This window comes from Pseudomonas sp. TYF_14 (genome assembly GCF_043105275.1).
Classification (GTDB): Bacteria; Pseudomonadota; Gammaproteobacteria; order Pseudomonadales; family Pseudomonadaceae; genus Aquipseudomonas; species Aquipseudomonas alloputida.
In genome coordinates, this window is record NZ_JBICLK010000057.1 from 76707 (window position 1) to 88761 (window position 12055).

Consider the following 12055-nt stretch of genomic DNA (forward strand, 5'->3'; position numbering starts at 1 on the left):
TTTTACTGGAGCACGGCCAACTGGTAGGCCGTGTACTTGCGAATATTGATCACACCGGTGTCGAAGATCAGGTACTGGCCCTTGATGCCCAGCAGCGTGCCCTCGGCCACCGGGTCCTTGTCGAGGTTGAAGCTGACAATCTTCTTCGGGTACGCCTCGACCGGGTAGTTCATCTGCACCACTTCGGCGTCCGGCAGCGGCTGGATCGCCTGCAGGCCAAAGCGCCCCTGCAGCTCGCGCAGGCCGTCGGCGCAGGCTTCGAAGACCTGCTCCCGGATGGCCGGCAGGTCGAGCACCTCGGCATCGCCCTTGAGCAGCGCGCGCCAGTTGGTCCGGTCCGGCACCTGGCTGCGCAGCACGTCTTCGACCAGGCCCGATTGCTGCCGGGTGGCCACGCGCATGATCGGCAACGCCTGGCTGGCGCCCTGGTCGAGCCAGCGGGTGGGCAGCTGGGTGGCACGGGTGATGCCGACCTTGATCCCCGACGAATTGGCCAGGTAGACGACGTGGTCGGTCATGCAGAACTGTTCGCCCCACGACGGTTCGCGGCAGGTGCCGGCGTCGTAGTGGCATTTTTCCGGGGCCATGATGCACACGTCGCACTGAGCCAGCTTGGTCATGCACGGGTAGCAGTAACCCTGGCTGAAGCTGGTCTTGGTGCGCTTGCCGCAATGGCTGCAATGAATGGCGCCGAGGTATTCCAGGCGCAGACGCTGGCCGATCATGGGGTTGACCGGCACCTGGGTGTCATCCAGGCGGAAGCTGTACTGCACCACCGGTGCCTGCAGGCTTACGGCCATCTTGCTCAACGAGCCACGTGCGAGTTCGATCAATGTACCGAGTCCGACTTGAACAGAATGTTGGCGATGGGCGCGGACTTCGACGCACATTCCTGTGGGCCCATGTAGCCGGTGCGCTGGTCTTCGGGCAGGTTCTTCATCTCCCAGGCGATGACCGCCTGCAGCGACAGCTCTTTCTGCTCGGCGGTGAGCTTGCGGCCGTCGGACCATTTGCCGATTTCCACGGCCAGTTTCAGGCTCTGGTAGATTTCCGGGGTGATGTTTTCAATCATTTGCGCGAAAGTGGACATAGTGTCTCCTGATTCAAGCCGACAGTTTACGCCGGGCCAGCGCCCCACCCAAGAGCCCGGTCAGGCATCCGATGAGCAGCCCGCCGACGTGGGCGGCATTGGCGATCTGGCCAAGGCCGAGCGTGCCGACCACGCCGGTCAGGCATACCACCAGCCAGATCAGCATCATCACCAGCACGCCCTTGGGCAGGTTGAAGTAACGGTCAGGCGCCAGCCACTGGTACAGCCAGATATGCCCGAGCAGGCCGTACAGCACGCCGGACAGGCCGCCAAACAGGCTCGGCCCGCTGGTGTAGTGCTGGGCCAGGTTGGAGACCAGGCTGAACAGCAGGGTCAGGCCCAGCAACGCCCACGGGCCCTGGCGCAGTTCGATGCGTTTGCCCAGCTCCCAGTACCACAGGCTGTTCATGGCCAGGTGCAGCACACCGAAATGCAGCAGCATGGGCGATACCAGGCGCCACCACTGGCCTTCATCCAGGGTTTGCGCCAGCGAGGTGAAGTACAGGTAGTCGCCCTGGACACGGAAGTCGAGGAAGGTGAACCAGCTGATGGTGGTGAAGTTGTCGCCAAGGCCCGTGAGGCCGGCGACGATGAAGCACAGCAGCAGGGTGAGAGTGGTGACTTTGCAGGCCTTGGCTTGCTCTACCAGGGAGGGTTGTGTGGGGCTGTTCGCGGGCATGCCCGCTCCCACAGGGTCCTGCGCAGGTTCGAGATCGGCGTTGCCGTCGGGGTAGCGCTGGTAAAGCTGCAGCACATCTTCGGCCAGGGTGTCGGGGGCCCAGAGGACCTGGGCATCACCCTCCTCGCTGACCCGGTGCGGCACCTGCAGGCGTTGCAACAGGTGGACGAAGCCGCTGAGGTCGACCGACAGCGGCAGGCGCATCACTTCGATAATGTTCATTGGTTGGCCTGTGGGCGGTCGACGTCGACCCAGACGAACTTGTGCGGGTCGATACGGGTTTCATCATCCAGCCGGTAGGCGACCAGCTTGCCGTAGAGCACGGCGCTGTAGTCCAGGCAGGCCAGGTTGGCGCGGATCGGTGCCGGTCGGCCGCTGCGCCAGTAATGCCCGACGAACAGCATCGGCTGGTCTTCGTCATAGCGCAGCAAGGCGTTCTTCTGGCTGTGGCTGAGCGGGGTGCTGGCCACTTCCTCGGGCAGGGCATCAGGCTGGAACACGATGTCACCGTAGGTTTTCGGGTCTTCTTCCCAGAACTTGGTGCGGAAAAACGCGCGGGTCAGGCCGTCGCCGCCGGTCAGCGTCAGCCCGTCCGGCAGGCGCATGTCGGTACCGCGCAACAGGCGGTTGCACACTGTGTCGGCAAAACTGCCACTGACCGCCGAGGCCTGGATGAAGTGTTCATCGATGCGGCCGTCGGGGTATTGCTGGCGCAGCGGCTCGATCAGCCGCGGGTCCCAGCAGGCGTGCACCAGACGGAAGCGCCCTGCGTCGATGAACAGCGGCAGCTGGTAGAACCAGTTGACGAAATCGTGCCAATCGCCGGGGTGCTGGGCAAACTGAGTCAGGGTTTCGTCGATCAGCCGGGCATGCCGCGGCGTGTGTTCGCGGACATAGGCCTTGCCGCTGCCAGGCAGCGCCGGGGTGACCCAGCCCAGGGCATTGTATTCGTGGTTGCCCATGATGCAGAACGCCTGGCCGGCTTCGACCATGTCGTGGACGATGTGCAGCGCCTCGCGAATGCGTGGCCCGCGGTCGACGATATCGCCAAGGAACAGCGCCTGACGTCGCGGGTGGCGCCACACGCCGGCCACGCGCTTGTATCCGAGGGCGTCGAGCAGGCGTTCAAGGGTCAGTGCACAGCCGTGCACGTCGCCGATGATGTCAAAACTTCGCGCCGGATCGAGCATCAGTCGTCACTGCTCCCCAGGCGGCTGCCCCAACCCAGTTTGGTGCGGCAGACCTCGTAGTAATTGTGGTCCAGCGGGTGGATCAGGCGCAGCTTTTGCGGCTTCTTGCTGACCGTGATGGTGTCGCCGGGGGCACAGGTGAAGTGGTTCTGGCCGTCACAGGACACCTGCGGGTAGATCTGCAGGTCCTTGGACACCACGATCTTCAGCTCGCTGTTGCCGTCAACCACGATCGGCCGACCCGACAAGGTGTGCGGGTACATCGGCACGATGACGATGGCATCGAGCTTGGGGTGCATGATCGGGCCACCGGCCGACAGCGCATAGGCGGTGGAGCCGGTGGGGGTGGCGACGATCAGGCCGTCGGCCTTCTGGCTGCAGACGAACTGGCCGTCGATGTAGATCTCGAACTCGATCATGCGCGTGGACTTGCCCGGGTGCAGCACCACGTCGTTCAGCGCATCGCCCTGGCCGATGGCCTCATGGTGGCGACGCACCTCGGCCTGCAGCAGGAAACGGTTTTCTACCAGGTAGTGGCCGTCGAGCACTTCGGCGACCTTCTGTTCCAGCTCGTCGGGACGAATGTCGGTGAGAAAACCCAGGTTGCCACGGTTGATACCCAGCACCGGAATGTTGTGCCGGGCCAGCGCGCGGGCAGCACCCAGCAGGCTGCCATCGCCGCCGACCACGATGACCAGGTCGCAGACCTCGCCCAGCAGCTTGCGGGTGGACGTCTGCAAGCCGTGGCCGGGCAGCACTTCGGCAATGGTGTCCTCGAGGATCACGTGCAGGTGGCGATCGAGGAGGAATTTTTTCAGTCGGCGAATGGTGTCGAGCACCTGCGAGCTGCCAAGGCGACCGATGATACCGATATTGCGAAATTGCTCCATGGGGCTCCTGCAAGGCTCTGCGGCGGGTGACGATGCGCCGATTATGGGCGAAACCACCGGGCAGCGGCAAACCGGCTATGCTCGCAGGATGACGCCATTCGCCCAGCTTCACGACCTGCCCCGACAACTGCAGCACTCCACCGTGCGTGACCTGGCATGGGCCTTGTTGTCGCCGCCCCTGCTCAGCGCCCCGCCCTGCCCCCAGCGACACCCGCTGGCGGGCAGCCTGTGGGCGCAGCAGCCGCAACGCCTTGAACAATGGTTGCGGGCCCTGGATGCCGATGACCGACCGTTGCGCGCCTGGCTGGCGCAATTGGGCAGCCGGCGCCTGGGGCATTACTACGAACGCCTGTGGCAATTTGCCCTGAGCCAGGCGCCAGGCATCGAGCTGCTGGCCGCCAACCTGGCGATTCGCGACGGCGGGCACACCCTGGGCGAGCTCGACGTGGTGCTGCGCGACCGCGACGGCGTGCACCACCTGGAACTGGCGATCAAGCTGTACCTGGGCCCGGAAGACGCCGGGCACGATCCCCATGCCTGGCTGGGGCCAGGTTGCCATGACCGGCTGGGGACCAAGCTTGCGCACCTGGCGGGGCACCAGTTGCCCATGTCCACGGGAGCGCACAGCCGTCAGGCGCTGGCGCAGCTAGGGGTGGAGCAGGTGCAGGCGCAAATGTGGCTGGGTGGTTACCTGTTCTATCCACGGCCTGGGCATGCCGAGGCGCCGGAGGGCGCCAACCCGCAACATTTGCGGGGGCGCTGGCTTCGTCGGCGGGACTGGGTGATGGCCGAGGGCGAGCGTTGGCAGCCGCTGCAGCGGCATGCCTGGCTGGCGCCGGCAAGGGTGGAGTCAGGTGAGTGCTGGCAGGCGGAGCAGTTTGCAGCCTGGCTGCATGTGCTGGAGCAGCAGGCACCGGCGCACTTGCTGGTACGACTGGTGCCTGATGCCGATGGTGCCTGGCAGGAGGCAGAACGGGTGTTTCTGGTGGGTGATGACTGGCCCTATCTGCCCGGTAACTGATGTCGCCTGCTCCGGCCCCTTCGCGGGCACGCCCGCTCCCACAGGGACTGCACGGCTTCAAAGACTGTGCAGTCCCTGTGGGAGCGGGCGGGCCCGCGAAGAGGCCGGTGGCTGGCAACACAATTTTCACAGACCCAGCGCAAAGATTCGTTTCTGGTAACCATTACAATGGTGCCTGAGCGCCAGCAAGAGCGCCTTTCCGACCTGATGACGAGGACCGATCATGGTTTCATCCAACCCCGCGACCCATTACGCGCGCCTGTCCATCGCCCTGCATTGGCTGATGCTGGTGCTGCTGGCCGCTGTCTATGCACTCATCGAACTGCGTGGCCTGTTCCCCAAGGACAGCGCCGAACGCAACCTGATGAAAGACCTGCACTTCATGCTCGGGCTCAGCGTGTTCGTGCTGGTCTGGCTGCGCCTGGCCATGCGCCTGAGCCGCCCGACTCCGCCCATCGTGCCCAAACCACCGGCCTGGCAGACCGGCCTGGCGCACCTGATGCACCTGGCACTGTACCTGATGATGATCGGCCTGCCGCTGGCCGGCTGGCTGATCCTCAGTGCCGCCGACAAACCGGTGCCGTTCTTTGGCCTGGAGCTGCCCCATCTGATCGGCCCGAACCCGGACCAGGCCAAGTTCATCAAAGGTTGGCATGAGCGTATTGGCAGCTGGGGCTACTGGCTGATCGGCCTGCATGCACTGGCCGGGCTGTACCATCACTATGTGCAGCGCGACAACACGCTGTTGCGCATGCTGCCTTACAAGTAACCGCGTCGCCCCTGCAGGCCACCCGTGTGTACGAAGATCAGGCGGCTGCCGGGCTTGAACAGCCCGGCAGCGACCTGATCACGCAAGGCCAGCAGAGCCTTGCCGGTATAGAGGGCTTCGAGCGGCACGCCAGTGCGCTGCTCGCAGTCGGCGATGAACGTCAGTAGCTCATTGTCGAATTTCCCGAAACCGCCACGGCAGGCGTCGTGTAGCTGGTAGCCGTGCGTGCCGGCCAGTGCTGCCACCGTCTCCGGCACCCCATGATCCCTGGGCACTGCCAGCGCGCCATGCACGGCATGTGCACCCGCCTCGGCCAGTACAAGGCCGGCCAAGGTAGTCCCCGTTCCGGCAGCCAGCCACCAGGCGTCATGGTCCGACCAGCCCAATCCCGCGATCTGCGCGCGCGCCTGCTGCATGATCAGCGCGCAGCCCTGCGCACCGGCCAGCCCGCCGCCCCCTTCGGGGATACAGTGCCAGCCTGGGTAGCGCGCTTGCCAAGGTTCCCAGAAGCCGGGTTCGTTGCGTGCACGGTAGCCGCCGTAGCCTAGCCAATGCAGTTCCATGCCCAGCGCCTGCAGGTCACGCACGGTTGGCGTGTCCTGGGCATGGCCGCGTAACAGGCCGACGGTGGCGAAGCCGAAGCGCTTGCCGGCAGCGGCCAAGGCGTGCAGATGGTTGGAATGGTTACCGCCGAGGCTGATCAGGCCTGGAGCATTGCTGGCGCCGGCCTGTTGCAGGTGGTGGCGTAGTTTGAACCACTTGTTGCCGCTGATCAGCGGGTCGATCAGGTCCAGGCGCAGAATGGCGGCCTGGACCTGGGCTTGCCGCAGCCAGGGCAAGTCCAGAAACTGCAGGGGGGCTGGGGGGAGGTCGAATACATGCATGGATCGCAGTTTACAGGGTAATCCCGCAAGCGCTTATAATCGATGACCTGCCCCCGCCGAGGCATCACAGTGCCAGGGTGGACGCGCATCAGTGGTTCGACACAGGCATCGACGGCCCGGTACAGACCGTCGTAGGAGCGGGTTCACCCGCGAAAGGGCCGGACCTGCTGGCCAATCTCCACCCGCCGTTCACCGTTGCCACCGCCATCGAATTCGCGGGCATGCCCGCTCCCACAGGTTTCGGGTTCACGTAGCCCCAACGGCCTCAGAGCTCAGCCGCCAACCGCGAGCCTTGGTTGATCGCCCGCTTGGCATCCAGCTCGGCCGCCACATCCGCGCCGCCGATCAGGTGCACCGACTGCCCCGCCGCCACCAGCCCTTCCTGCAGCTCGCGCAGCGGATCTTGCCCGGCACAGATCACCACGTTATCCACCGCCAGCACCTGCGGCTCGCCGCCGTCCACACGAATGTGCAGGCCGGCATCGTCGATACCCAGATACTCGGCACTGTTAAGCATCTGCACCCCCTTGTTCTTCAACCCGGTGCGGTGAATCCAGCCGGTCGTCTTGCCGAGCCCGTCGCCCACCTTGGATTTCTTGCGCTGCAACAGGTACACCTGCCGCGCCGGAGCATGCGGCTCGGCCTTGATCCCGGCCACACCACCTCGCGCCTGAAGATGGGTATCGATGCCCCACTCTTTCCAGAATGCCGCTCGGTCCTGACTGGTGGCCACGCCCTGATGCACCAGGTACTCGGACACATCGAAGCCGATACCTCCCGCGCCAATCACGGCCACCGACCTGCCCACAGGCTTGCGCTCGAGCAGCACGTCCAGGTAGCTGAGCACCTTGGCATGCTCCACGCCCGCGATGTCCGGGGTACGCGGGGCGATGCCGGTAGCCAGGATGACTTCATCAAAGCCGCCGCCCACCAGTGCCTGCACATCCACGCGGGTATTCAGGCGCAGGTCGACGCCCGTGCTTTTGACCTTGTTGCGGAAGTAACGCAGCGTTTCGAAGAATTCTTCCTTGCCCGGCACCCGCTTGGCCACGTTGAACTGGCCACCGATCTCGCTGGCGGCGTCAAACAGGGTCACCGCGTGGCCCCGCTCGGCCGCCACGGTGGCCGCTGCCAGGCCAGCCGGGCCGGCGCCGACCACGGCAATGCGCTTCACCGTACGTACAGGCAAGTAGTTGAGTTCGGTCTCGTGGCAGGCACGCGGGTTGACCAGGCAGCTGGTCAGTTTGCCGCCGAAGGTGTGGTCCAGGCAGGCCTGGTTGCAGCCGATGCAGGTGTTGATTTCATCCGCGCGACCGGCAGCGGCCTTGTTGACGAAGTCCGGGTCGGCGAGAAACGGTCGGGCCATCGAGACCATGTCCGCATCGCCCTCGGCCAGCACCGCCTCGGCCACCTCCGGGGTGTTGATGCGGTTGGTGGTGATCAGCGGAATGCTCACCACACCGCGCAACTTGGCGGTGACTTTGCTGAAGGCCGCACGCGGCACCTTGGTGGCGATGGTCGGAATGCGCGCCTCGTGCCAGCCGATTCCGGTGTTGATCAAGGTCGCGCCGGCCTGCTCGATAGCCTTGGCCAGCAGCTCGATCTCGTCCCAGGTGCTGCCCCCCTCGACCAGGTCGAGCATCGACAGGCGGAAGATGATGATGAAGTTAGGCCCTACCGCACCGCGTACCCGGCTGACGATTTCCACTGCCAGGCGCATGCGGTTTTCATAACTGCCGCCCCAGCGGTCGGTGCGGTGGTTGGTGTGCGCGGCGAGGAACTGGTTGATGAAGTAGCCTTCCGAACCCATGATTTCGACGCCGTCGTAACCGGCACGCTGAGCCAGCACGGCACAATTGACGAAGTCGGCGATCTGCTTCTCGATGCCCGCCTCATCCAGCTCTTTGGGCTTGAACGGGTTGATCGGCGCCTGGATCGCGCTAGGTGCCACCTGCCGTGGGCTGTAGGCGTAGCGCCCGGCGTGCAGGATCTGCAAGCAGATCTTGCCACCGGCGGCGTGCACCGCCTCGGTGACGATGCGGTGCTTGTCGGCCTCTTCCTCGGTGCTGAGCTTTGCCGCACCGGAATACACCCCGCCTTCATCATTGGGCGCAATGCCGCCAGTGACCATCAGGCCAACGCCACCGCGGGCGCGCTCGGCAAAGTAAGCTGCCATGCGCTCGAAGCCGCCGGGGCGCTCTTCGAGGCCGGTGTGCATCGAGCCCATCAGGGTGCGGTTGCGCAAGGTGGTAAAGCCCAGGTCCAGCGGAGCAAGCAGGTGCGGGTAGCGGTCGGCGGCCATGGAAAGGTCCCCTGATGGCGTGATCACGGAATGCGGGCACCTCACTGGGTGGCGGGCCCCGTCGTTTGTCTGCCTGCGACATTAAACAGCCGTTTGAATTGCCTCAATGATCAAAACTGACAAGTTAATGATCGTGATGAACAGCAGAGGCAGCGACTGTCGGGAAGGCTCCAGAACTTCAGCGCTATAAGGTTCGCCTGGCTTGATCGCCAAACAGTCTCCCCGCGCATTTGCCAGACAACGCGGCTCTGCCAGACTCTTCAAGCACGTTTGATCATCCACCCATGGAACGTGGCGCCTACTCAGTGCGCCCGGAGGGTTCGCTCATGCTGACAAAAGGATGGGACACCATCAGCATCGTTCGCCAGGACAGCGTGAACAGTGACCTGGCAGCCAGCTGGAACAGCCTCGACCACGAATTTTCCTACACCTCGGATGAAGGCTACGCCTGCCACGGGGTGTTCGACTGCTGGTCGGTCATCAACGGTGGCGGCGGTCGCTTGCTGCGCCTGCGCATGCCTATACGCTCAGGTTTTTTCGAGGCCAGTGGCACCAGCCGCTCGCTGGCCGGCGCGGTTGCCATCATCGAGGTCACCCTGTCGCTGTTGCCACAAGGCAACGGCCAGGTGCAGTTGAAGTCGGCCTTCCTGCACAAGGCCGGAGCCACTCAACCCCTGCAGGGCGACGAAGGCGGCTGGCTGCGCGGCATCACCCTGCAAGACCCCGACGGTTCGCTAGGTCCTTTCGCCTCCGTGGTGTTGGACTGCATCTGCAACTACCTGGTCGAGCATCCCCTACAGTTCACCCATACCTTCGCGACCATCAACTTCAGCAAAGCCACTGCCCCGGAATGGGCCAGACCGCGAAAATGTACCTATGCGTACCTCGATTCAGGTTTCCTGGCGATCATGGCCGTATGTACCGAACGCGACATCAGTGGGCTGCCACTGGATATCGATGTGTCGGGTATCAGCCAGGGTGGACAGTCGAGCTATGTGCTTTCTCCACGCATGGTCCTGGAGCATCTGGTACTGCCCGGGCTGCTTCAGCTTTACCAGGGGGCCACGGCGCAGGACTACCGCTTCGACAATACGCAAATGGTCAACATACCGACCTTGCGCATGAAGGCCATCAAATCAGGGGCGATCTGGTACACCCCCGTTGTCTTCGCCGGTTGCAACCCTGCACGAATGCTCGGTGACTTCATCACCGTCGACTATAAGGGCGACTGTGACCTGCACGCAGGTATCGACATGAAGTGGAACGGCTGGCTGAGGATGAAGCTGGTGCTCGATGGCAACACCATCAACTTCGTCAAGCAATCGTCCGACTTCAGAAAGGAAGTGCATATTCCCTGGTACCTGGCCTGGCTCTCGCCCATCGTCAGCCTGATCACCCACATCGTCGCCGCTGTGATCTCCGATGACCTGATCAGCGCCATCGCCGCGCGTGGCGGCTCGGTCAAGGCCGACACCATCGATTGCGTGTCCTGGAGCAACGACACGCATACCGCTTCGTCGAGCTACCTCGCCGAGGCCCTTGTCATCAACTACGTGTGACCCCACCAACACAAGGAGCCGTATCATGAGCAATGAAAGCAAGGTCATGCTGTCCGGGTTTGCCCAACCCATCTCGCTGCGCCTCGATCACCTCAATGAAACCGCGCGCCAGACCCTGCGCGAATCGCCCCTGTACCGCAACGCGGCGCTTGTACACAGTTCCGAAGACACCTTGCGCGCCGCGCAGCTACTGACCAATGCCGGAACACTGGCCAGTACGGTCACGACCAATGGCTGGGATACCGTGAGCATCTGCCGGGTCTCTGCGCTCAACCAGCGCATCGCCCTGGAAAAAACCTACCCCGCCAGCATAGACGCCGGGGTCGACAGCTTCTCGCTCAAGGCCGACTTCGACGCCTGGTCGATTACCACCGGCGGCGACGGGCGCAACGTCAAGGTACGCATCCCCTTCGGCTCAGGGACATACAAGGGCCTGAACGGCAAAACCTACCAGGTCCAGGGAATGTCTGCGGATGTCTACGTCAAGCTCAGCTACTTCCCGGCGCCCAATCCAGTATCGGCTTCAGACGGCACGTATGAACTGCAAGTCAACACCCAGGCAACGGACCCGGATGACCCGATCGCGGCGGTGATTGCCCTGAGGGACCCGAACAACGTCTTGAGCGGCATTGACCAGAGCGTGATGCGCGGCGTACTCGAAGACTGGCTGAACCAGCCCGAGAACCTGAAGAAGTTCGACACCCTGTTCAGTACCGTACTGATCAACAACATGGGCAAGGAAAGCGAGGAGTTCAAATGGCTGCGGGCCACCTCCATGAGCTATGCCTATACCGACAAGAACAGTGAGGAAAGCAGCATCTTCGGGGTGCTGGCCATGACCAACGAGCGTGACTCCACGGGATTGCCGAACCAGTTGCCTGCCGTGATGCTGGCTGCGGACAACAATGCCAACTTCCTCATCAGCCGGGAGATCTTCGTCAAGTACCAGTTGCTGGCGGCATTGCCGTTCATCTTCGAGGGTACCACCGAGGCCAACTTCACCCTGGATGCAGCGGGCACGTCCATCACTGCCAACGACCTGAAGCTCGATAGCGTCAAGTTTGGAGCCATCACCTATCACCCCGTGGCCGAAAAGTTCGATATCAACTTCGACGAGTCCTATATCCGCACCGAATGCAAGGTACGCACCGATATCTCACCGGGTGTCGTGGCCTATACCCGTATCGTCACCAAGCAGACGCTGCAACTGGGCGTCAACGACAAGGGCGAACAGGTGATGGTATATGCCATGGTCGGAGACCCGGATGTCCAAAACACGACAGACATCGCCACCTGGGTGGTCATCACCGAAGCCATCCTGGGCGCAATTGCCGCCGTGGCCACCGCCGTGGCGGGTGGCGTGGGCGGCAAGGTGATGGCGTTGATCGTCGGCATCATCGCAGCGTTGGTGGTGGCCATTGTCAGCATCGTCATCCACGTGATCATCGAGCGCGTGGTGGCGGGTGGGGTAACCAACAACATTCCGTCCATAGCGCCCATGGTCAAAGTGGCGGCGAACCAGGTCAAATGGCCATTCAGTGAACCGGATGCCTTTGTCCTGACCGACATCACCTACTCCGGTGCCCTGATATTCGGTGGCTCGCTGAAGTTGCTCGAGAAATTCTGCATCCAGGACAAACGTCTCGCCCTGGCGACGCTGGCCGCCTGACC

11 protein-coding genes are annotated in these 12055 nt (G+C 63.4%); 4 read left to right on the forward strand and 7 right to left on the reverse strand.

Annotation, left to right across the window (positions count from 1 at the left end):
* Positions 1-2: 2 nt before the first annotated feature.
* The 5 genes from ACF8O8_RS15805 to ACF8O8_RS15825 are packed head-to-tail and all read right to left on the reverse strand — an operon-like array spanning position 3 to position 3849.
* On the reverse strand, positions 3-833 hold the full coding sequence (locus ACF8O8_RS15805) for a DUF2797 domain-containing protein (protein WP_003247225.1): 831 nt from the start codon (positions 831-833) through the stop codon (positions 3-5).
* Positions 830-1090 (reverse strand): YeaC family protein, encoded by a 261-nt coding sequence (locus tag ACF8O8_RS15810; protein ID WP_003247224.1) that lies wholly within the window; start codon positions 1088-1090, stop codon positions 830-832. Before ACF8O8_RS15810 ends, ACF8O8_RS15805 begins: the two co-directional genes overlap by 4 nt.
* Positions 1091-1103: 13 nt before the next feature.
* Positions 1104-1991 carry a rhomboid family intramembrane serine protease gene (locus ACF8O8_RS15815; protein WP_392509968.1) on the reverse strand — a complete coding sequence of 296 codons (888 nt, stop codon included), beginning with the start codon at positions 1989-1991 and terminating at the stop codon, positions 1104-1106.
* Positions 1988-2959, reverse strand: a complete 972-nt coding sequence (locus ACF8O8_RS15820; RefSeq protein WP_010953024.1) for a metallophosphoesterase — start codon at positions 2957-2959, stop codon at positions 1988-1990. Before ACF8O8_RS15820 ends, ACF8O8_RS15815 begins: the two co-directional genes overlap by 4 nt.
* Entirely contained in the window at positions 2959-3849 is an 891-nt protein-coding gene (locus ACF8O8_RS15825; protein ID WP_003247220.1) for an NAD(+) kinase, read from the reverse strand. The genes ACF8O8_RS15820 and ACF8O8_RS15825 overlap by 1 nt, the downstream gene beginning before the upstream one ends.
* Here ACF8O8_RS15825 and ACF8O8_RS15830 point away from each other — a divergent pair.
* Together ACF8O8_RS15830 and ACF8O8_RS15835 are read left to right on the forward strand one after the other, a co-directional pair.
* On the forward strand, positions 3848-4870 hold the full coding sequence (locus tag ACF8O8_RS15830) for a DUF1853 family protein (RefSeq protein ID WP_049586635.1): 1023 nt from the start codon (positions 3848-3850) through the stop codon (positions 4868-4870). The two genes, ACF8O8_RS15825 and ACF8O8_RS15830, sit on opposite strands and share 2 nt — an antisense overlap.
* Positions 4871-5093: 223 nt before the next feature.
* Positions 5094-5639 carry a cytochrome b gene (locus ACF8O8_RS15835; RefSeq protein WP_021784071.1) on the forward strand — a complete coding sequence of 182 codons (546 nt, stop codon included), beginning with the start codon at positions 5094-5096 and terminating at the stop codon, positions 5637-5639.
* Here ACF8O8_RS15835 and ACF8O8_RS15840 read toward each other — a convergent pair.
* Positions 5630-6523 carry a 1-aminocyclopropane-1-carboxylate deaminase/D-cysteine desulfhydrase gene (locus ACF8O8_RS15840; RefSeq protein WP_392509969.1) on the reverse strand — a complete coding sequence of 298 codons (894 nt, stop codon included), beginning with the start codon at positions 6521-6523 and terminating at the stop codon, positions 5630-5632. The genes ACF8O8_RS15835 and ACF8O8_RS15840 overlap by 10 nt on opposite strands.
* Positions 6524-6788: 265 nt before the next feature.
* On the reverse strand, positions 6789-8825 hold the full coding sequence (locus ACF8O8_RS15845; RefSeq protein WP_392509970.1) for an FAD-dependent oxidoreductase: 2037 nt from the start codon (positions 8823-8825) through the stop codon (positions 6789-6791).
* 326 nt (positions 8826-9151) lie between these two features.
* Between ACF8O8_RS15845 and ACF8O8_RS15850 the strand changes: the two genes are divergently transcribed.
* Together ACF8O8_RS15850 and ACF8O8_RS15855 are read left to right on the forward strand one after the other, a co-directional pair.
* Positions 9152-10384 (forward strand): TULIP family P47-like protein, encoded by a 1233-nt coding sequence (locus ACF8O8_RS15850; protein WP_392509971.1) that lies wholly within the window; start codon positions 9152-9154, stop codon positions 10382-10384.
* A gap of 25 nt (positions 10385-10409) precedes the next feature.
* Positions 10410-12053: a TULIP family P47-like protein gene (locus tag ACF8O8_RS15855; protein WP_392509972.1), complete on the forward strand. Its 1644-nt coding sequence runs from the start codon at positions 10410-10412 to the stop codon at positions 12051-12053.
* Positions 12054-12055 lie beyond the last annotated feature (2 nt).